General features: G+C 45.7%; 16 protein-coding genes. 11 read left to right on the top strand and 5 right to left on the bottom strand.

Translation table 11 applies throughout. The annotated features are described in order from the left end of the window. The 4 genes from NC99_RS03580 to speA form a co-directional block, all read right to left on the bottom strand. A partial coding sequence (locus tag NC99_RS03580) for a cytochrome ubiquinol oxidase subunit I (protein ID WP_053179943.1) occupies positions 1-1,088 on the bottom strand: 1,088 nt, incomplete at its 3' end. A gap of 98 nt (positions 1,089-1,186) precedes the next feature. Continuing rightward, positions 1,187-1,771, bottom strand: a complete 585-nt coding sequence (locus NC99_RS03575) for a uracil-DNA glycosylase family protein (protein ID WP_157624410.1) — start codon at positions 1,769-1,771, stop codon at positions 1,187-1,189. Positions 1,772-1,894: 123 nt separating this feature from the next. Continuing rightward, complete coding sequence (locus NC99_RS03570) at positions 1,895-2,854, bottom strand: hypothetical protein (protein WP_053179941.1); 960 nt, start codon at positions 2,852-2,854, stop codon at positions 1,895-1,897. A gap of 137 nt (positions 2,855-2,991) precedes the next feature. Beyond that, the gene (speA, locus tag NC99_RS03565) at positions 2,992-4,884 is read right to left on the bottom strand and encodes a biosynthetic arginine decarboxylase (protein ID WP_053179939.1); all 1,893 of its coding nucleotides are present in this window, start codon (positions 4,882-4,884) and stop codon (positions 2,992-2,994) included. Between the two features lie 260 nt (positions 4,885-5,144). On the opposite strand from speA, the gene NC99_RS03560 reads away from it, so the two are divergent. Next, positions 5,145-7,082 (top strand): alpha-L-arabinofuranosidase C-terminal domain-containing protein, encoded by a 1,938-nt coding sequence (locus NC99_RS03560; protein ID WP_053179937.1) that lies wholly within the window; start codon positions 5,145-5,147, stop codon positions 7,080-7,082. A 93-nt stretch (positions 7,083-7,175) separates the two neighbouring features. On the opposite strand, the gene NC99_RS03555 is transcribed toward NC99_RS03560, so the two are convergent. Beyond that, a complete protein-coding gene (locus tag NC99_RS03555; protein WP_053179935.1) occupies positions 7,176-7,748 on the bottom strand; it encodes an RNA polymerase sigma factor in 573 nt (190 codons plus the stop codon). Between the two features lie 175 nt (positions 7,749-7,923). On the opposite strand from NC99_RS03555, the gene NC99_RS03550 reads away from it, so the two are divergent. The 10 genes from NC99_RS03550 to NC99_RS03510 all read left to right on the top strand — a co-directional run. Further along, on the top strand, positions 7,924-8,898 hold the full coding sequence (locus NC99_RS03550) for a FecR family protein (protein WP_053179933.1): 975 nt from the start codon (positions 7,924-7,926) through the stop codon (positions 8,896-8,898). A 29-nt stretch (positions 8,899-8,927) separates the two neighbouring features. After that, on the top strand, positions 8,928-9,128 hold the full coding sequence (locus NC99_RS21540) for a hypothetical protein (RefSeq protein ID WP_082326288.1): 201 nt from the start codon (positions 8,928-8,930) through the stop codon (positions 9,126-9,128). Beyond that, a complete protein-coding gene (locus NC99_RS03545; protein ID WP_204374887.1) occupies positions 9,118-12,468 on the top strand; it encodes a TonB-dependent receptor in 3,351 nt (1,116 codons plus the stop codon). The genes NC99_RS21540 and NC99_RS03545 overlap by 11 nt, the downstream gene beginning before the upstream one ends. A gap of 12 nt (positions 12,469-12,480) precedes the next feature. Beyond that, complete coding sequence (locus NC99_RS03540) at positions 12,481-14,100, top strand: RagB/SusD family nutrient uptake outer membrane protein (protein ID WP_053179929.1); 1,620 nt, start codon at positions 12,481-12,483, stop codon at positions 14,098-14,100. Positions 14,101-14,135: 35 nt separating this feature from the next. Then, positions 14,136-15,260, top strand: coding sequence for a SusE domain-containing protein (locus NC99_RS03535; protein WP_053179927.1), 1,125 nt, complete (start codon positions 14,136-14,138; stop codon positions 15,258-15,260). A 9-nt stretch (positions 15,261-15,269) separates the two neighbouring features. Next, positions 15,270-16,412 carry a SusE domain-containing protein gene (locus tag NC99_RS03530; protein ID WP_053179925.1) on the top strand — a complete coding sequence of 381 codons (1,143 nt, stop codon included), beginning with the start codon at positions 15,270-15,272 and terminating at the stop codon, positions 16,410-16,412. A gap of 87 nt (positions 16,413-16,499) precedes the next feature. Next, positions 16,500-17,612 (top strand): glycoside hydrolase family 76 protein, encoded by a 1,113-nt coding sequence (locus NC99_RS03525; protein WP_204374886.1) that lies wholly within the window; start codon positions 16,500-16,502, stop codon positions 17,610-17,612. Between the two features lie 194 nt (positions 17,613-17,806). After that, positions 17,807-18,910 carry a glycoside hydrolase family 43 protein gene (locus NC99_RS03520; RefSeq protein ID WP_053179923.1) on the top strand — a complete coding sequence of 368 codons (1,104 nt, stop codon included), beginning with the start codon at positions 17,807-17,809 and terminating at the stop codon, positions 18,908-18,910. Positions 18,911-19,042: 132 nt separating this feature from the next. Continuing rightward, a complete protein-coding gene (locus NC99_RS03515; protein WP_162231132.1) occupies positions 19,043-21,349 on the top strand; it encodes a LamG-like jellyroll fold domain-containing protein in 2,307 nt (768 codons plus the stop codon). A 22-nt stretch (positions 21,350-21,371) separates the two neighbouring features. After that, a partial coding sequence (locus NC99_RS03510; protein WP_162231131.1) for a GH92 family glycosyl hydrolase occupies positions 21,372-22,689 on the top strand: 1,318 nt, incomplete at its 3' end.

The raw sequence follows: 22,689 nt of genomic DNA, 5'->3' as shown, positions 1-22,689 counted from the left end.
CCGAGCGGGGTAGCAAAAACGAGCAGCATCATCCACCAGCGTTTTTCGAGCCAGTGTTTCCATTTGTAGGTCCCTCCCAGAAAAATAACAGCCAGCAGCATCAGGAACATGCCAATCGCGACCATCAGTTGAAAGGAATAATGGACGATGGGAACCGGCGGCCACTCTTCTTCCGGAAATTCTTCGAGGCCTTTCACTTCGGCTTTGAAATTGCCGTGAGCCAGAAAACTTAAAGCACCTGGAATTTTGATGGCATAGTTCACTTCCCGTTTTTCCACATCCGGAATGCCTCCAATGATCAGCGGTGCAGATTCCTGCGTTTCAAAATGAGATTCAAAGGCAGCCAGTTTGGCGGGTTGCCGCTTGGCTACATCTTTGGCTGCGTGGTCGCCACTCAAGGGCTGAATCAAGGCGGCAACCGAAGCAAATGCGAGGGCAATCGTCAGGGCCTTGGCATGAATTTCCAGCCGGTTTTTCATGTAAAGCAGGGCGTGAACTCCGGCAACAGCAAATCCGGTAGCCGAGAATGCAGCAATAATCATGTGGTGCGACTGGGCGAACCAGGCTTCGTTGAACATGGCCGCTACCGGATCAATGTTGTAGGCTTGCCCGTCAATCCAGTCGAAGCCAGCCGGGGCGTTCATCCACGCGTTGGCCGAAATCACAAAGATTCCGGAAGCAACGCCCGCAATGCCGACAATCATTCCGGTGTATAAATGTACTTTGTCACTCAGGCGATTCCATCCGTACAGCCAAAGTCCCAAAGCAATCGCTTCAACAAAAAAGGCGGTTCCTTCCCACGAAAAAGGCATGCCGAAAATGGGACCTGCGTGTTCCATAAAGGTCGGCCAGAGCATGCCCAGTTCAAAGGAAAGCACGGTTCCGGAAACGGCGCCAACGGCAAAAAAGATGGCCACTCCCTTAGCCCATGCCTTGGCCAAATCGAGGTACACCGGGTTTTTTGTCTTGAGCCATTTCCATTCGGCCACAAACATAAACCAGGGCATCACCATGCCAATACAAGCAAAAACAATGTGAAATCCAAGCGAGACGGCCATTTGCAATCGTGCTGCCAAAAACTCATCCATAGTTAGTTATTTTTGTTTTCTAAAGTACTTAATTTATCCCATTCAACACCTGAAAATGCTTTCTGTTTGATGCAAAAAAAGATAAACAAGGAAGCCTTTTAGAAATCAGCTTGTTGAAGAATGTCTTTTACAGTGCTTTGCAGACTGGGAAGCACCGACTGGCCAAACCACTTGTTTTTGGCTTGCCAAATGTTGTTGCGGGGCGAAGGGTGGGGCAGAACGAAGTACTCGGGCTGATAAGCCTTAAAATGGCGAACAGTTTCGGTCAGTGTGCGACCTGTCCGCTTCCCCAGGTAATACCGTTGGGCGTACTGGCCGATCAGGATGGTTAATCTGATTTCGGGCATATGCTCCATTAGTTGTTGATGCCAAAGCGGGGCGCATTCTTTCCGGGGTGGCAGATCACCCGATTCGCCTTTCCCCGGATAACAAAATCCCATGGGAATCAGTGCTATTTGATCGGGATCGTAAAACGTTTGCTTGTCAACCTGCAGCCATTCTCGAAGCCTGTCGCCGCTCTGGTCGTCCCAAGGAATGCCGCTTTGATGCACAGCCAGGCCGGGTGCTTGTCCTACAATCATGATTTTGCTCTTAGGGCTTGCCGTAACAATGGGGCGTGGTCCCAAAGGCAAAAACTCCGAACAAACCCGGCAGGCTGCTATTTTCTGAAGCAGTTGTTTCATAAGTTGTTCAATTTCTGACTTTTGTACTGTTCTATTTTTGTTTGTAGAAGTAACGAATGAGTTGGTCACTTGGTTTTTAAAGAATTTGTTGATTTAGGACAGGCGAATCTGACTTCAACCTGATCAATCATTGGCTTGGTCGATTGCTGCTTTGAAGAATTTCAAGACGTCTTGTTTGACTAGTTCCGGATGTTCGTGCCCGATGCCCGGATGAGTTTTTATAGTGGCTTCAATATGATGTATTTCATATTGAAGAGCGCAATTGGTCCATCGTTCTGGCTGCATTTGTTCACCCAATGTTTGATAAATCAGCGTTCGTTCATCTTCGTCATAACCATCGGCATAGGGAATCGCATCATTGTCGTCCAACTCACCCATAAACCAAAGTTGAGGCGTTTGTCGAAAGCCTTCCAGCTGAAAGGGTTTTCCGAATCGATCAGCAAAATCGCAGATTCCGAGGGGATAGTTCATGGCATGTCCTTTTAGGCTGTCGGTTGGAAGCATCAGCAATCCGTTGAGTCCTCCGGCAGCAACGGCCAAAATCCGTTCGGGGTGGATCATCGAAAAGCGGTTGGCAAAAGTTCCCGAGGCCGAAAATCCGGTGAGCAAAAATTGCTGTCTAACGGGGTAGCCCATCTTCGTCAGCCGGGCTTGTGCGTCGTCGATCATCGCCAGCAGTTGTAAGTCCAGTCGTTCCAACTCATTGTTCTGCTGGTTCATGGCATCACGATCCAATGAGTGGGTGTAAATGTGCCAATTGTCGGCTGGTCGTGGAAACACCGGAACCAACAGCGGATAGTCGAGTCGGCGGGACAGGAAGTTGCCGAGGTAAAAATCTTTTGTGGCCGTTCGTTTGGCTTTTTCAAGATGTTCCTCAAAGGCATCGCTGGTGAAGCCTGAATTGTTCGGTTCAACGATCAAAATACGCTCATTCGCTGTTTCCATGTCTTCAGGGATAAAAAGAAAATAGGGAAAATGGAAACCGGCTGTTTCGTTACCTTCAATTTGGAGAAGCTGACCTTTTTCCTGCCCGCACGAAAAGGCTAAAAATAAGGAAAGAAGAAGTAACCATTTGCTTTTCATTTCTTTGGCTTTTTTTAGTTTCTTTTTTTAGTAGCCAAAAGCGTTGGAAAATTACAAATCGTTTGGCTCGTCTGGTTTAGACAAAAAAAGGCCCTTCATTGCTGAGAGGCCTTTGCTGTTTTATTTCTGAGTTTATTTTATTCCAAATAAGTGTATCCGTAGAGCCCAGAGCGGTAATTCGACAAAAACTCTTTCCCTTCGGTGGCCGAAATAATTCCGGCTTTGACGGATGAAGTGACCCATGTTTCGACGGTGCGCACCATCTTTTTCGGATTGTATTGCACATAGTCCAACACTTCGGCTACCGTTTCGCCATCAATAATTTGATCGATCGAGTAGCTGTCGCCTTCCACTGAAACATGCACGGCGTTGGTGTCGCCAAACAGGTTGTGCAAATCACCCAGAATTTCCTGGTAGGCACCCACCAAAAACACCCCGATGTAGTAGGGTTCCTTCGCTTTTAATTTGTGCACAGGCAGGTAATGCGACAAATTTCGGGTCGAAATAAAGTTGTCGATTTTACCATCCGAGTCGCAGGTAATATCCTGAATGGTCGCTGCCCGGTCAGGTTTTTCATCCAGCCGGTGAAGCGGCATGATGGGGAAAATCTGATCGATGGCCCAGGAGTCGGGTAGCGACTGAAATAGCGAAAAGTTGCAGAAATATTTGTCGGCCAGCAGCTTTTGCAGGTTGTTTAGCTCTTCCGGTACGTGTCTGATTTTGCTGGTCATTTGTTGAATCTCGCGGGCAATTGACCAAAACAGACGTTCCACTTGGGCGCGGGTTTTCAGATCGAGCAGTCCGAGGCTGAAACGGTCGAGTGCTTCTTCGCGGATTTGTTGGGCATCGTGCCAAATTTCGAGCATGCGCGGCTGGTTGATGGTGTCCCACAGCGAATACAATTCTTTCACCAGTTCATGATCGTCGGCCTGAGGTTCTTCTTCTTCGTCCCACTCCGGCAGCGAGGCCGATTCCAGTACCTCAAAAACGAGCACCGAGTGGTGAGCTGTCAGCGAACGGCCCGACTCGGTAATGACGTTGGGGTGGGGAATGTTGTTTTTATCGCTCACATCAACCATGGTCGAAATGGCGTCGTTCACATATTCCTGAATGCTGTAGTTCACGCTGCTTTCGTTGTTGGCCGAGCGGGTGCCATCGTAATCAACACCGAGGCCGCCGCCAATGTCAACAAATTCAATGTTGAAGCCATTCAGGCACATTTGGGCATAAAACTGCGACGCTTCACGCAGGGCAATTTTAATGCGCCGGATTTTATTGACCTGGCTTCCAATATGAAAGTGAACCAGTTTAAGGCAGTCTACCAATTCGTTTTCACGCAAATAGTCCATGGCATCAAGCAACTCGCTCGAAGTCAGTCCAAACTTGCTGACATCGCCACCGGAGTTTTCCCATTTTCCGCTTCCTGAGCTGGCCAGCTTGATGCGGATACCCAGGTTGGGCTTGATTTTCAGCCGGCGGGCAATGCGGGCGATCAGTTTCAGCTCATTCAGTTTTTCAACAACAATATAAATGCGCCGGCCCATTTTTTGCGCCAGCAAAGCCAGCTCGATGTAGTCTTCATCTTTGTAGCCATTGCAAATAATCAGTGAGTCGTTGTTGGTATTTGTTGCGATAACCGCATGCAATTCGGGTTTGGAGCCCGCCTCGAGCCCAATGTTAAATTTTTTGCCGTGGCTGACAATTTCTTCAACAACGGGGCGCATTTGGTTGACTTTGATGGGATAGATGATGAAATTTTGCGCTTTGTAATTGTATTCTTTGGCAGCAATCTTAAAGCAGTTGGCCATTTTTTCAATCCGGCTGTCCAAAATATCCGGAAAGCGAATCAGCATCGGAGCAGCAACATCGCGCACCTGCAATTCATCAATCAATTCTTTCAAGTCAATCTGAACGCCGTCTTTTTGGGGTGTAACAACCACATTTCCTTTCTCATTAACCGAAAAATAGTTGATTCCCCAGCCATTAATATTGTAGAGTTCTTCCGTATCTTCTATGCGCCATTTTCTCATAGTTATCGATCTGCTTTTTACATTAAACGTATTTTCTTCGGGCCTCAAATATAGTTGATCAAACAATACAAGAAACAATATTAAAACGCAAATCGCAGCGACGCAATTTTTTTGGCATAAAAAGCAGGTTGCTGACGAAAATAACCGGTGAGTTTCATAAAAACAGGTTAAAAGTAATTTTAACTCTTATAAAGTTTGTAAATTGCATCCGTTGGTATAGCGATGACTGTTTGTGCTATTTTACGACTAAATTTGATACGATGATGACAAAAAAACTAATCTTGCTGCTGGCTTGTGTATGCGTGGCTTTTCAAACATGGGCGCAGGAACAGACTTATGAAATTTCAATTAAAAAGCCGAAGAAGGAAATTCCGGTTCAGTCAAACATGTATGGTGTATTTTTCGAAGACATCAATTTTGGTGCTGATGGTGGTTTGTATGCTGAATTGATTAAAAACCGTTCCTTCGATTTCACCAACTCGCCCACCATGGGTTGGTTGACCTATGGGGATGTTTCGGTTGAAACAACTGGTGCTCCATTCGAGCGCAACCCAAATTACCTTCGCCTGACCAACTCGGGCCTGCTAACCGGAACCGGCGTTATTAATGAAGGATTCCGCGGGATTGGAGTGAAAGAAGGTGAAATGTATCAGCTTAGTTTTTATGCCCGCTCCATCGATAGTGAGGCAAAAAACCTTCGGATTGAACTGATTTCGTCCGGTGCGGAGATCATGGCGCATGTTGATATGGAAGTCACTTCGGATGACTGGGGAAAATACAGCGTAGAGCTTTCTCCGGCGTGGACAGACCCTCATGCAAAGCTTCGAATTGACCTACGCTCGTTGGGCTCAATCGACTTGGAGCATGTGTCGCTTTTCCCGGAGAAAACCTTCAAAGGTCGTGAAAATGGCATGCGTCAGGATTTGGCGCAGGCGCTGGCCGATCTGAAACCCGGAATTTTTCGTTTCCCCGGCGGGTGCATCATTGAAGGCAACAGTCTGGAGATGCGCTACCAATGGAAAAATTCAGTTGGTCCGGTAGAAAATCGGCCGGTTCTGGAAAACCGCTGGAACTATGAGTTTCAGCATCGGTTTACGCCCGACTACTTCCAATCGTACGGACTTGGTTTCTACGAGTACTTTCTATTATGCGAAGACCTCGGGGCCGATGCCCTTCCGGTTGTGAATTGCGGAATCGCTTGTCAATACGCCACCGAAGAGGTTTGCGAAGACCTGGAGCCCTATATTCAGGATGCGCTCGATTTAATTGAGTTTGCCAATGGCTCCGTCACATCAACCTGGGGAAAGATACGTGCCGAAATGGGACATCCCGAACCGTTCAATATGAAAATGATTGGGATTGGAAATGAGCAGTGGGGCGAAGATTTTCCAAATCACCTGGAGCAATTCATGAAGGCCATTTACGCCAAATATCCCGACATGTTGGTGATTGGATCGTCGGGGCCAAGTGCCGATGGCGAACAGTTTGATTACCTGTGGGATGAAATGAAACGCCTGGATGTGGATTTGGTGGATGAGCACTATTATAAAGATCCGGAGTGGTTTTTGAATAGCGCAGACCGTTACGATTCGTACGACCGGAAAGGCCCCAAAGTGTTTGCCGGCGAATATGCTTGTCACGACCATCCTCAGAAGAAAAATTCCTTTTATTCCGCTTTGTGCGAGGCCGCGTTTATGACCGGTCTGGAGCGTAACGCCGATGTGGTTCATCTGGCTACCTACGCACCATTGTTTGCCCATGTTGATGCCTGGCAGTGGAAACCCGACATGATTTGGTTTGATAACTTGCGCTTGGTGAAGTCGGCCAACTACTATGTGCAGCAGTTGTACGCTCATCATAAAGGTACCCGTGCGATGGACTTGACCTGGAACAAGGAGAACCTAACAGGACAAGATGGTTTGTACGCGAGTTCGGTGATTGACGATGAAAAAGATCAACTGATCATTAAAATTGCCAATACTTCGAAGGAGTCAAAAACAGTTAATTTCGATTTCAGCAAGTTGAAGCTGGATAAGAACAGCGGAAAGCAGATTACATTGATGGGTGACTTAGAAGTGGAAAATACGCTTGACAACCCGGATTGGATTGTCCCAACGGAAAAGGCAATTTCCATAAGCGGCACAACCTTAAAAGCCGAATTGGAGCCTGAATCGTTCCATGTTTTTGTGCTGAAATAGCCGGCTGGGAACGATTGGGAAATAGCTGCTTCTGATTTTCGGATGCAGCTATTTTTTTACCTTAAAGAATTTAAGGTGTTGATAAGACGATAGTTACAAAACGAAAAGTTCAAAGAAGAGTACAGCTATCAAACCATACTCTTTTAAATTTGCCTTCAGAAATTTCCGGGCTTTGGTCATGTGGTCTTCCACCGTTTTTATTGATATTTGAAGTTCATTGGCAATGGCTTGGTTGGTATAGCCTTTTTCCTTGCTGAGGATGAAAATACGCCGGCGTTGCTCCGGAAGTTGACCAACCAGTTTTGTTACCTTTTCAGATAATAAATTGTATTCTACCTGACTTTCCGTGTCCGAACTGTTTTTGGTTACAAGTAATTTCAGATCGTCCAGATAATCTTTTTCTGTGAGCTTTTTTCTGAAGACTGAGATGATGATATTTCGGGCGATGGTAAACAGAAAAGCTTCCAGGTTGGTGTCTTCTTTCAGTTGGTGCCGACTGTTCCAAAAGCGGATAAACACTTCCTGAATAATATCCAGCGTATCGGCTTCCGATTTCAGGTAGCCGAAAGCAAAGCGATAGAGGCGGCTGCTGTACGATTCGTACAACTCATTGATCGCAAGTTTGTTTTCAGACTTTAATTGTTTAATCAGCTTTCTTGTTTCCATCCACTGTTTTTCTGCAAAGCATTGCAAAATTAGAAAATGTTTCGGTTCTTTTTAATTTTTGGGAGAACACGATCAAGCGCAACTCGATCAGGTTGGTGTAAGAAGGAAAAATAATCAAAATAAGGGCAGGGGTATTGCACAACTTGTGCGTTTACCCATATGAAAGCAGCAATCAATGAAAAAATACTTCGAAAATTATCTAAGAAATCGCTGTTCGGGAAAAGATTTTGAATCTTTTATTGAACTGTTTGTTGACAAAAAGAACCAGCCTGTTCTGGAGCAACAAATGAAGGAAAACTGGGAGGAGACTTCCCAAGGCGGAGCAACACCCGACTTGAGCAGTACCTTACACAAAATTCATTTCGAAATCAATAGTCAGGAAAAATCCACCGGAAAGTCGCCTTATTTTTTGACTTATTTGACCCGAATTGCTGCAATCTTGCTTCTCCCTTTGGCCGTCGCTTTTTTCTTCCAATGGCAAAAGAGTGGCCAGCCAGACGAAATGCTTCAAACCGTTTCTACACCATTGGCATCGAAAACCTCATTTGTTTTGCCCGATGGATCCAAAGTGTGGCTGAACTCAGGTTCGTCAATTCGTTTCCCTCAGGAGTTTGATGGGGATGAGCGTTTGGTTGAACTGACTGGTGAGGCCTATTTCGATGTGCAGAAAAGCGAGCAGCCATTTCGAGTGAAAACAGCTCATTTTACTGTTGATGTGTTGGGAACTGCCTTCAATGTTTTGGCTTACGACAACGAAATTCCGGCGGTTACTTTGGAACGTGGAAAGGTTACCTTACACACCAAGTCGAAAAAGCAAGCCACTTTATTGCCCGGACAACAGGCCGTGGTTGATACCATCGGGCATGAGATTGCTTTAACAGAAGTGGAAACCAAGCTGTTTTCTTCCTGGATTGACAACCAGCTGATTTTGAAAGACGAACCGTTGGGAGAGGTGGTTGCCCGGTTGGAACGTTGGTACAATATTGAAATCAATGTGATCGACCAATCGCTGATGGAGAAACGAATGACCGCCAGCATCGAATTTGAATCGATTCGGGAGGTGATGGAGTTGATGGAACTGACCCTTTCGATACACTACGAATATGACAAAGACCAAAGGAAACTGAATATTTCAAAAGCCAATAACTAGTTATTTTAAAACAATAAGCCTATGTAATAATGCGCTATTTTGAAAAAGTAATGACCATTACGGGTCCGATAAAACGAAAAAAGTGGGAAAGCCGCGAACTTCCCCACCCAGTGAAAAATAATTTTGAAAAATTATTAATCTTAACAAGTCAAACATATGAAAAAAATGAGAGTGAGGAAAGTCCCTCTGGGGTATTTCTTCTTAAAACTTCTAATGATTATGAAGCTTAGTGTGTTTATCCTTTGCTTGTCGGTGTTGTCAGTTTTTGCAACCGAAAGCTATTCTCAGGCGACAAAGCTGTCGTTGTCGATGAAAAATACAAGCATCAACGATGTGTTGAAGAAGATCGAAGACCAAAGCGAATTCCGCTTTTTTTATTCGGGTGACATCAACACCCAGGAGAAAGTTTCAATTGAAAGTAAGAGTGCTGCTATTCAGGATATCTTAAACGAAATTTTCGAAGAAACGAACATCGCCTATAAAATAGTTGGACGGCAAGTTGCCTTGTTTAATAAAGGTGAAGAGCAATCCGATTTTTTTGCACTACAACCTAAACAGGTTTCCGGGCAGGTTACCAATGATGGTGGCGAGCCTATTCCCGGGGTTACGGTTCTGATTAAAGGAACCATGAACGGAACCATTACCGATTTGGATGGGAATTTCACCATTGACAACGTTCCCCAAGATGCCAGCCTGGTGTTTTCCTTCATTGGCATGGCCTCGCAGGAAGTACCGGTGCAGGGGCAAAACAACATTCGGGTAGTGATGAAGGAAGATTTTGTTGGCGTGGAAGAAGTGGTGGTGATTGGTTACGGAACTCGGCAAAAGAAAAATTTGGTTGGTGCTGTTGATCAGGTCAACGCCGATGTTATTGAAGGTCGGCCGGTGAGCAACGCATCGCAGGCTTTACAGGGTGCTTCGGCCAACCTGATCATCCAGCAAAAGAGCATGAATCCAAACGATAACAACATGAATATTAATATTCGGGGAGTCAGTACGATGAGCAACAATGACCCCTTGATCGTTATTGATGGATTGATTTCCGGTACAGCGACCTTGAACAACCTGAACCCGAATGACATTGAAAATATTTCGGTGTTGAAAGATGCTGGTAGTGCCGCGATCTACGGATCCCGTTCTGCAAACGGTGTGATTTTGGTTACGACCAGAAAAGGAGGCAGAACAGAAAAGCCGGCGGTCAAGTTCAGCAGCATGGTCGGCTATCAGGATCCGGACATCTTGTTTCAGCCAGTACAGGGCTGGGAAAACGCCATGCTCCGCGACCAGGCGAATATGAATGTAGGTAACGCTCCCCTATTTACTCCGGCACAGATCCGCGATTTATATGAAAACCGCAGCGAAGAGTTCTGGTACCTGAATGAAATCATGGAAAGAGGGCTGCAGCAAAATTACAACATGAGTGTTTCAGGTGGTAATGAGAATAGTACGTACATGATATCAGCCGGTTATTTCGACCAGGAAAGTAACTTTGTCGGAGATTTTGGGATGAAGCGTTATAACTTCCGTGCCAACAATACAACGGAATACGGCAGGTTCAAGCTCACCTCTTTAATGGCCTATACCAGAAGAGATGAAAACACAATAGCCGGAGGAACCGGAAATACCATTATCAACTCTTCGCGTATTCCGCCTTATTACTATTACAAGTTTCAGCAAGACGGTAAGTGGTTGATAAATGATGTGATTGGAGACGATAATACCATGGCCCGTCTGAAAGACGGGGGCTATGAAGCCAAGGATGAAGATAATTTTATCGGTAGCTTAGGCCTCGATTTTAGTATTATTGATGGCTTAAAAGCCAAAGGTCTGGTGGGCCTCGACCTGACCCAGCACCACCGTTTCCGTAGAGATATGAAAGTGCCGTTGTATTCAGCGGCCGACCTTGAAACACCAGTTTCATACATTCACTCCAATACGCTTACCGAAGACTATAACAGCAAGAGGTACACCCTGAGTACGCAATTTATGCTCGACTTCGAGCGTACATTCAACTCCGTACACAACGTGAGTGGATTGCTGGGGGTTTCCAACGAATCATATACCTTCAAAGCAAGCCGGATTGCCTGGGAATATACAGACGAAGACCTGGGGCTTCCAACTACAGACGAATCGGTACAAAGTACGGGTAACACGAACAGTAACGGAGATACCGATCAAACCAGCATTACCTCTGTATTCGGACGTGGAGGTTACAACTACATGGATAAATATTATGCGGATGTTACAGTCCGGTACGACGGCTCATCAAAATTTGCCGAAGATCAGCGCTGGGGTTTATTCCCTTCGGTTTCTGCGGCTTGGAGACTTTCGTCTGAAAATTTCATGAAAAGCTACAGTGATCGTATTGGCGATTTGAAAATCCGTACGTCCTATGGTGTATTGGGCAACCAAAACGTGGACAACTACTCTTACCAAACGGTTTACCAAATGTATCAGAATACCTATGTGTTCAACAATGAATCCGTACCGGGAACAGGATATACCTTCGGCAATCCTTTTTTGACTTGGGAAAAATCGGCCAACCTGAATATTGGATTGGACGCGGGATTTTTCAACGGGAGCTTGTATGTGACGCTCGATTACTTCAACAAAGAAACGACCGATATCCTGCTTTCACCAGAAGTATCGACCGTATTCGGAAGCAGTGCGGCGAAAGAGAATGCCGGGAAAATGAGAAACAGGGGATGGGAAGCAACCCTAACCTACCGTTTGAAGTCGACAAATTTCGACCACCGCTTCAACCTGAACTTTGCTGATTCGAGAAATGAAGTGACCGATTTTGGGGGGAAAGAACGTATCGATCAGAATGACCAGTTGTACAAGTTGATTCGTGAAGGTGAAGCGCTGGGATCTTATTTTGGGTACAAGACCGACGGATACTTTCAAAGTTACGAGGAAATAGCCAATAGCGCCCTTCCGGTAGGAGCTTCGGTACAACCGGGCGATGTGAAGTATATGGACGTTAATGGAGATGAAGTGATAGACGAAAAAGACCGCGTGGTTCTGGGGAATGCTTTCCCGAGGTACACATTCGGTTTTACCTATGATGTTTCCTACAAGAATTTTGACTTCAGTGTATTGTTGCAAGGTGTAGGAAAGCGCGACATGTATATTCGTGGTGAGCTCATTGAGCCTTTCCATTCCAACTATTCGTATGCAATTTATCAGCACCAGTTGGACTTCTGGACGCCCACCAATCCCGATGCGGAGTGGCCGCGCCTGGTAGCCCCAAGTTCCCCTTCATCTGCAAACAACTGGGGAAAAGCAGGTTCTGATATTTACCTTTTGGATGGGGCTTATCTTCGTGTGAAAAATATTCAATTGGGATATACCTTGCCAAAACGCTTAACCTCAAGGGTTGGAATTCAGAAGTTACGTGCGAGCCTTAACGCGCAAAACCTGTTGACGCTATCGAAGAACTCTTTTATTGATCCGGAATCTTCCGAATTCGGAAATAACATGGGAGGAATAGGCGGTGTTGGGGCCAACAGCGCCCGGAACTATCCGACATTGGTTTATTATGGATTTGGATTGGAATTGGAATTTTAAAACACGCAAACCATGGAAAAAAAGATAAGAAAATACTGCATAGGAATTGTAACGATGTTCCTGGCGTTTTTTACTTCGTGTAACGACCTGGACTTGGCGCCCACGAATAAATTTACCGATTTGAACTACTGGACATCACCCGAAAAAGCTTCCGCCGTTTTAAATATGGCGTACAGCCAGATGTTTGGTGCCAACTATTTCTTTGCAAACGAAAGGTTGACTGACAACCTTTACGAAGGCCGGGGAAACACCGATGAGAAAATTATCACTTCAGGACAGGCCGATGCTGCCTTGGGCCGCTTTGCCAACGAATGGAGAAATTGTTACGAGGGAATCAAAACTTGTCATACGTTTCTGGAGAATGTTGATCTCGTTCCGAATATGGACGAGACGCTGAAGGAAAGAATGAAAGCTGAGGCCCGTTTTATACGTGCATCGCTGTTTTTCCGTCTGACAAGTCATTACGGTGACGTCCCCTTGTTCGACCATAACCTGAGCCTGGAAGAAGCGAACAATGTGACACGTTCACCAAAAGCAGATGTGCTCAAATTTGTCCGCGACGAGCTCAGCGAAGTGGCAACTATCCTTCCGGTTAAAGGAGAATATGATACTTCGGAAAACGGCAGGATTACCAGTGGGGCTGCTATGACCCTGTTGGCCCGGACCTATTTGTACGAAAATGACTGGACAAACGTGGCGTCCATTTGTGAGGATATTATGGATGGTGCCTATGGACAATATGAACTTTTCCCAAGCTATTCAGGTCTTTTTCTTCCTGAAAATGAGTACAACGACGAAGTAATACTTGATATGGGCTATGTTTTAATCGAAAGAACCTGGAGCGAGTTTTACGATGCTATTCCCATTTCGGTCGGCGGACGGATTAATGCCTTTGCCCCGACACAGGAATTGGTTGATGCCTATCTCATGAAAAACGGGAAGGATATTAATGATGCGACTTCCGGATATAATGAAGATAATCCTTACGTGGACCGGGATCCGCGCTTTGAAGCCACGATCGTTTATCACGGTTACCAGTGGGAAAAAGGCGACGGAACAACATCTACCATCTACATCAAACCTGGTTCAGCTGCCGAGGTGAAAGCTTCCAACCTGGATGAATATGCTGGACCCGGGCAAAATTCCACAGGAACAGGATACTACCTGAGGAAATATTTTGATCCCACGGCACCGATCGGTATGGAATCAGGCCTGAACCTGATCTTGATGCGGTATGCTGACGTACTGTTGATGTATGCAGAGGCAAAAAATGAACTGGGACAAATGGACGAAAGCATTTGGAACGAAACGGTCCGTGCGCTTCGTGCCCGGGCTGGATTTACGGATGCTGATGCATTGAACTATCCGGCAGGAGACCTTCGCGAGCTAATTCGCAATGAACGCCGCATCGAACTGGCTATTGAAGGCCTGAGGCTTTTTGATATCCGTCGTTGGGGAACGATTGAAACAGTGATGAATGGAAATCCTCATGGAGCGAAGTTCGCCGCTGGAAATACACAGTATATCCAGCTGGATGAGCGAAAATTTGACAGTGAGCGGGATTATCTGTTCGCAGTTCCTCAATCACAGCGGGATATCAATGATAACCTGACCCAAAACCCAGGCTATTAATCATTTATTAATCAGCGTTAAAAATTAAACTACGTATGAAAAAAATATTGATCAAACTGTTTACAGTAGCTTCTTTTATCTTCGCTTTGATCGCGTGCAGCGACGATGGTGAAGTGAGAGATTTGGATGTAACGGCAGTCGGTTCGCTTTATGAACCGGATAATGGCAAGTCAATCGTGCTGCAGGCCTCAGCATCGGCCACCTTGTTTTTTGAATGGGCACCAGCCAGGGCCGAAGACAGCGGAATGGTCTTGTATGAAGTTGCTTTCGATGAAGCTGACGGAGATTTTTCCGACCCGCTGTTTGTTGCAGCAGCCGATAATAACGGTGGGAGCAACCATGCCACCTTTACACATAAGCAATTGAATAAAATTGCTGCACTGGCGGGTATCGAGTCCGCCCAGCAGGGAACACTCAAGTGGACTGTTTTTTCCTCTAAAGGAATCAATCCAATGAAAGCGGAAGAAGAAAGGACACTTACGTTGACCCGTTTGTCCGGCCTGGCTGATATACCTGATAATTTGTACATCACCGGCGCGGCAACAGAAAGCGGTGATGACCTTTCCAACGCGCTTATGATGAAAAAATTGGCCGATGGTGAATTTGAAATTTACACCCAGCTGACCGAAGACGAAAGCTTCAAGTTTGTGAGCGCTACAACAGGAACCCCGCTGGAGTTCTCTTTGGAGGGTGAAAAGATTGTTGAAGGAGGAAGCTCATCGGTTACAAAAACCGGTGTTTACAAGTATTATTTAGACTTCAATATTGGATCTTTTACAACCAAGGAAGTTACGAAAGTCAACCTGTTCCTTAACTGGTCACAAATGAAGATTGAACTGCCCTACAAAGGTTACGGCGTGTGGGAATTGACCAATCATACCATTACCGGCCTTAGTGGCGGTGAAAATTCAGACGACCGGTACAAATTCAGGATGGAAAGTTCGACGGGAGAAACAGAATGGAGAGCCATCAACAACGACAGTAAACCTACAGGTAATGAGGCATATTACTACATGGTTGAAAAAAACAATGTAGAGCAGTGGACAAACAACCAGGTGTGGAAATCTCCTGCAACCGATGGTTGGAGCGATAAAACATACGACATTACTTTCTCGCTGAATCCTGAAGGGTCTTATACTCATAATTTGGTAATTAAATAACCTGAACAGATGAAAAAGATAGTAATCAGATTAACAGTGATAGCTTCTCTGTTTCTCGCCTTAACTGCTTGCGAGGATGAAGGAGGAGATTTGGATACAAGGCTGGCAGCAGTCAGCGTATTGACAGAACCCCTTGATGGAAAAGAAGTCGCTTTGGAGACCTCGGCGGGCGCATCCACCTATTTTGAGTGGGAATATGCAAATGTTGAAGAAAGCGGAACAGCTGTTTACCAAATAGCTTTTGATAAAGCAGACGGTGACTTTTCCAACCCCGTCTATTTAACCTCATCCGACAACAACGGGCTGTATAACAATACTTCCATTACGCACAAACAGTTGAATAAAATAGCTGGCATGATGGGTATCGGTTCTTCGGAAACCGGAACTTTTAAATGGACCGTTTTCTCATCAAAAGGGCTCAGAACGCTCAAAGCAGAAGAGGAACGAACAATTACAGTTACGCGCCTGGCTGGTTTTGCCGATCTCCCTATCGATGTTTATGTAACAGGCGAGGGCTCTGAAGGTGGAGACGACCTTTCTCAGGCTCACCAAATGAAAGCAGTTGCCGGAGGCGAGTTCGAGATTTACACGCAATTGACTGCAGGTGACCCATTTTATTTCACCGACGGCACTTCTGATGTCCACAGGGAATTTTTCACCGACGGAAGTCTAATAAAAGAAAATGGTACTTCTACCGTTGAAACAACAGGTGTTTATCGGATCACACTTGACTTCAACACCGGTGCCTGTACTTACGCACTGGTTACAAGAATTGGGTTCTACTTCTCTCCCGAAGGGCAGATTTTATTCGATCTTCCTTATGTCGGAAATGGCATATTCCGGGCCGAAGACCAGACTGTCACTTTCAAACAGGAAAGTTGGGGCCGGGATGAACGGTACAAATTCCGCATGTTTGTGAAAGAAAATGGAGGAACAGACCCTGAAACTGAACTGGAGTGGGGCACGCTGAATGGAACTGATTCCAGGCCTACGCCGACCAGCCCGGAATCGTATTATTATATTAGATTAATCGACAATCCTACCCAGTGGGATAACAAGTGGAAGCTGATGGGTGATTTTGACGATGTTCCGGCAGATTATACCATTTATCTGCAGGCGGGGCAACCCTACACGCATTCGATAACAAAATAAATGACTGTAATACAACAGCCGGGAGCGGTTGCAACAGACTGTTCCCGGCTGTTATTCAAGGAAAGAAATATGAGAAGATGGCTCTACATGGCACTACTACTGCCTGCAATGTTGATATCGTGCGGCGATGACGAAAGTATTGTCCCCGAACCGGAAGAAGAAGGAATAGACTGGAACGAAGCAGCGAACCTCAGTAGCATGTCGTTGGCGAATTCATTCTGGAATTCCGAAGAAAAGTGGTTTTACTATGACAGCAATGGCAAAGCCGATTGGAACTACTGGCCGCAGGCACATGCGCTGGATGTTCTTACCGATGCCTGGCTACGAACGAACGATCCAAGGTACAGTGCCTATTTTGATAACTGGTATGCCGGGGTGAAAGCCAGAAACGGAAACACCTTTGAAAACGATTTCTATGATGATATGGAGTGGATTGCCCTGGCAACCTTGCGTGTCTGGCAAGATACCAATGATCCCAAATTTAAGGAAGCCACCTTGCAATTGTGGGAATACATTAAAACCGGTTGGAATGACAATGCAGGCGGTGGTATCACCTGGAAAAAGGGAATGGAATGGAGCAAAAACGCGTGTTCAAACGGTCCGGCCTGCATATTAGCAGCCCGATTGTACCAGGAATTCGGCGATGAAAGCTACAAAGAGTGGGCTCTAAAGATCTATAACTGGGAAAAGTCGACCTTGGTGAATATGAACAACGGGATGGTTTATGACCACATCAACAGCGAAACCGGAGAGATTAAGAGAGATTGGGTCTTCACCTACAACCAAGGAACGTTTATTGGCTCTGCTGTCGAGTTATATAAAATCTTCAACGAAAAGGCTTATCTGAACGATGCTGTTGTTGTGGCCGATTATACAACCAGCAGTCTGACCAACAATTCTGTGCTTAAAAGTGAAGGAACCGGTGACGGCGGCCTTTTCAAAGGAATCTTTATTCGCTATTTCACCGATCTGATCCTCCAGGATCGGCTGGATGCATCAGCAAAGAAACGATACATTCAGTTTATCCGCTACAACGCCGAGGTATTGTGGACGCAGGGAACGACTAAACCAGCGATTCTGTTTGGGCCTAACTGGAGTGTAAAACCGGGTTCTGTTACCGGATTACCCGAGCAACTTAGCGGTTGTATGCTCATTGAAGCAGCAGCCCTTCTGCAAAACGAAGGTTTGATTACACCATAAAGCATAGGTGCGTCGTGGCAAGGTTTAATCGGGGTTAACACCTTGGATGAAATTTGCCTTCACCGTGAGTGAAAAAGCCTGTTAACTTGTATCAAGAATATCTGTATGCATATAATAACCTAAACCAACTAAATCTTATTATGAGCCAGATAAACTTGAGTGATTCGCGAATAGTGCAAAAACATTTATTAACAATGAAATTCCTATTGGCGGTCATACTCACGATGTTCTTTTTGACCGGTTTGGCCCAACCGAAAGACCCGGTTTTGAAGAAAAACTCCAACTTGCAAACGGGCAGTAAGTCCGAAGAAAATCAATTCAAAATTGAAAAAGATCGGGAGGTGTTAATGCTGACGTATTTTCGTCAGCGTTATCCCACCCGGATTGAGATCGATGCCGAGGGCAATACGGTTGAAGTGCCCTTGCCCGATCCGATGCTCGTTGCCAAACTACACGTGGCTTTGTCGACCGACGGACGCCATTGGTTTCCCCTGAACGACAACAAACCCATTTGGGATCATTGGATGCGCGATCCTTATGTTCGGCGCGGTCCTGATGGCCTTTGGAGAATACTTTCAACTGGCGGAGGGAGAGGATATGACCGGGAAAAACTTGGCCCCGCATGCCTTTATGTCACCTCCGAAAATTTAATTGATTGGAAGGTGGAAGGCTCGTTGACCTTGATGAAAGACGTTGTTGATGAGTCGGGTAAACCTTTAGGTCAAAATATTTGGGCGCCGGAATGGTTTTATGATGACGAAACGGGCGACTATGTTCTAATTTGGTCATCATCATTTAAAGATGCAGGCTGGAAAGAAAGCCGGCTGTGGTATAGCCGCACAAGCGATTGGAAGAATTTTACGCCTGCCAAAGTGCTTTTCGAGCCTTCTTATTCCGTGATCGATGGCACCTTGCTGAAACACGAAGAGACGTACTATCTTTTTCATAAAGAGGAGGAGTTTGGAGTAAAAACCGGGGAAAGACGAGCCATTCGTCTGGCCACTTCAAAACATTTGGAAGGACCCTATGAAATTGTGGAAGGACATCTGAACGATGGGCAGATTGTCCCCGTAATCACCGAAGGTCCGACCGTTATCAAAGATCCCGTTCGGCCCGGTTGGCTACTGTATTACGACTATTGCATGACCAACCGTTTTGGAGCGTCGTCGTCGCCCGATTTAATGAACTGGAAGGTGGTGGATGATGCCAACTTTCCGCCTGACGCCCGGCATGGCTGTGTTTCGGTGCTGACATCAAAAGAGGCAGCAGCTTTAATTCACAAGTATCAGATTCATTAAGCCTCAAACAAAATTTTCATGGTTAAAACCAACGTAAAACATAGATATTCAGCGACGAGGTTCTTATTATTTGGAATATGTACTTTGTTTTTAATCGCTGTTTCTTTCAAGTCAAAAGGGCAATCGTGGATATTGAAATTCGATTCGTCTCAGCCGGAAAGCTACATCGACTGCGGAAATCTCGATGAATATTCAACTGCTGAGTTTACCATTGAAACCTGGTTGTATGTTGATAATTGGTCGGGTAACTATATCATGGCGAATGAGTCATGGAGTGAGGCTTCGGGATCTGTGGGATTCGCCTTTCGGTTCAACTCAAATGGCCAGTTGGAAATGAGTATTGGAACAGGTGATTGGGAAGCCGTAAAATCTCCGGAAAGTTCTATCAAACTTAAGCAGTGGCAGCACGTAGCTGTCAGCGTAAGTACAGATAATAACGTCAATCTATATATTGATGGTGTTCCGGTGAAAGAGGGAGTGTTGAGTGGGCCGATGCTTCGTTCCACAGCCAAACTCTTTATGGGGGAAGGTTCGCTTTGGAAGGGGCGCCGACTGGAAGGGAAATTGGCTGATTTCAGAATTTGGAACACAGCAAGAACCAGTGATGAAATCAACGCGAATAAAGACATCCAGTTAACAGGTAACGAAAGTGGCCTGGCAGCAAATTGGCTGTTGAGTGACGGCGAGGGCGATGTAGTATTAGACTTAACCGGGCAGCATAACCTGATCCGGGGAGCTGGAACTTCGTGGGTTTTAAAGAATTTTGTAGTCGTTGAGGGTAGCCTTAAAGTATTAAATAGCGGGAGGGATTCCGTTTTGGTCAGCGTTCCGGGCGAACTTATAAGCGACTGGCAAGTGACAACGGCTGCAATTGGCGGAGAATTTACATTCACAAATAGAGATGACCATTCAGCCTACCTGGTTTATGAGTCGCAGACAAGTTCCTATCAAAACGACACCATTACAATTGCTGCGGTAACAGCTGATGCAACCGAAATACACACGATGGTTGCTGTAGATTTATACGACAATAAATATCAATATTACGGAGAAAAGCTTTTGGATCAGATTCATAAGGAGTTTTACAACAAAAGCAATGGCTTGTACGCCGAAGTAATTGACGCTTCATCGCAGTTTGTGCAGGGAACTAGTTTTGTGTGGCCGGCTTCGCATATGTTGCGGGCCTTGGTAAATGCCTGGAAAGTCAACCCTGAGAAATATGAATCCATGTTTTCCAATTATCTTGAAGCCGTTGAGCAATACAAAACAACCAAAGCGGGGAGGACTGGTTTTGCCGTGCTTCCGGGAAATAATGGCGAACGTTTCTATGACGATAACGGACAGCTAATGATGCCGTTTTGCCATATTTATGATTTGGCGCAAGATCAGACGACACTCGGAAATCTGAAAATTGCTTATGAATTTAATAATGGCATACGCGACAGCCGATATGCGATTCCGCAGCATGAAAATCAACTTGGTTTTGGGATGTTGTTCTCCATGTCGGTGAATTACACCAGTTACGCCGCTGCCAAATTGTACCAGGTAACCAGTGACACAAGGTACCTGGATGAAGCGCTGGCTTACTACGAAACAGAAAACGACTATGCTGTCAAAATTAAAGATGCAACCACTAAATTATTCAATCAGGCAAGTTATTATCAAAATGGAAGCTGGTCACTGGATGGCATTGTCAATGGCTTAACCCAGCGGGGAGGAGGCTACCGTGCTTATCAAACAACCGTTGTGATTCAAAATGCCATTCTGTTGTATCAAATAACCAAAGAAGAAAAGTACCTGAATGATGCGCATGAAATGATGACCAGTTGCCTTGACAGGTGGTACACCCCCGGACAAGGTCTGAGCGAAATCTCATTTTGGGGAGGTGATGATATGATTGATGCTTTATTGGATATGTACCAGGAAACGGCAGACCAGGAGTTCTTCACAATCGCAGCAGACATCATGGATTTCCTTAGCGCAAACAACAGAGACAAACGTGGTTATTATGCGGGGAGCTATGAAGATTCAAAGGGCAAATGGAATTTGCACCGCACAAGCTTAAACCCAGCGGAAGTAGGAATGATGGGTCAGGCGGCAGCAGCCTCTTCGTTTCTGAACGTGGCGTTTAACTCAGAAAATACGCCGACAGCTGTCAGCAAACTTGAAAGTAAGAAAACAAAGCTGGCTGTGCCTGTTTTCCCAAACCCGGCATCCAGAGGATCGGAGTTGAGAATCCAATTGTCAGAGAAAGCCGGTCAGGTTTGCAAGGTCTCAATATACTCCCAATCCGGGCAGATGATTCAATTGTTTGAATCCAGGCGGGTAGCTGGCGATGGACTGATTACGTTCAGTCCTGCCATCAATATTCCGGGAATTTATTTCATACGTATCACTTCAGAAAGTAAGTCATACCAAGCTAAAGTGCTGATAAATTGATTTTAAACAGAAAACCTTAAAGATGAAACAAACATTATTGATTTTAGCAGTTTTAATTTCGGCTGTAAGTTGCACTTCTGTAACTAGTAATAGTTCTTCCGAAGGAGAGAAAAAATTGACCAGCTATGTCAATACTTTCCTTGGTACAGCTCCTTTGACCAACCCCAAAGAAATTGGCTATACGCCGCCCGAAAATTGGCGTGTTTGGGCTGGTTTAACGTATCCGGGCTCCTCGCTTCCGAACGCCATGGTACAATTGAGTCCGATTACCGAGTGGCGAAGCGGGGCTGGCTATGAGTACGAGGACGAGAAGATTTTGGCCTTTACCCACACCAACAAGGGACATTGGAATCTGTGTCACATCCCGTTTTTGCCGGTAACCGGAGAGGTGGATCCCCAAGATTTTGCTTCGGCTTTCAGCCACGAAAACGAGTCGGCCGAACCAGGCTATTACCAGGTTGTACTGGAGCGCTACAACATCAACGCGGAGCTGACTTCGACCTTGCGTGTAGGCTATCACAAATACACTTTTGAGCCCAATCAACCCAAAAAGCTGGTGGCACAATTGACCCGCTCCAACGAACGGGTGAGCGACTGGCAAATTGAGCAACAAGGCGAGCAAGTTTTTCAGGGCTATCAGCAAACGGGCGGCAAAATTTATTTTTATGCACAAACCAATCATGCGATAAAAAATATTGAATCGAAGGGTGATGGGCGAGACGAAATTTCAGTGGTGAACTTTGAAGATTCCGATCAGCCTTTGGAAATTAAAGTCGGGCTGTCGTTTGTGAGCACCGAAAACGCCAAAGAAAACCTCGAAGCCGAAGTAGGCGCAAAAAGTTTTTCAGAAGTAAAAAACGAAGCCAACCAAACCTGGGAGAATCTGCTGTCTAAAATTCAGGTGAACGGAGGAACGGAACGTCAAAAAGAATTGTTCTACTCTTCCTTGTATCGCTCATTTTTATGGCCTGCTCTGCGCAGCGATGTGAACGGCGAGTTTACCGACGAAAGTGGGGAAGTGGTGAACAAAGGATTTCGCTACTACACGAATCCCTCTTTGTGGGATACCTACCGAAACAAGCTGGTGTTGCTGGGCATGTTGTCACCTGATGTCACCAACGACGTGATCCAGTCGCTGATTGACAAAGGTGAAAAGACCGGTTTCATGCCCACCTTCTTTCACGGCGACCATGCTGCACCCTTTATTTCGGGTTCGTACCTGCGCAGCATTCGGGACTATGATGTGAAAAGCGCTTATGAGTTGCTCATGAACAATGCCACCAAAGAAGGAGGTACACGGCCACATATTTTGGAATACATCGCGAAGGGCTACATTTCGA

Source organism: Sunxiuqinia dokdonensis, from assembly GCF_001270965.1.
Taxonomy (GTDB): domain Bacteria; phylum Bacteroidota; class Bacteroidia; order Bacteroidales; family Prolixibacteraceae; genus Sunxiuqinia; species Sunxiuqinia dokdonensis.
Note: the sequence above shows the minus strand (reverse complement) of the source record. Positions and strands in the feature narration are given on the sequence as shown.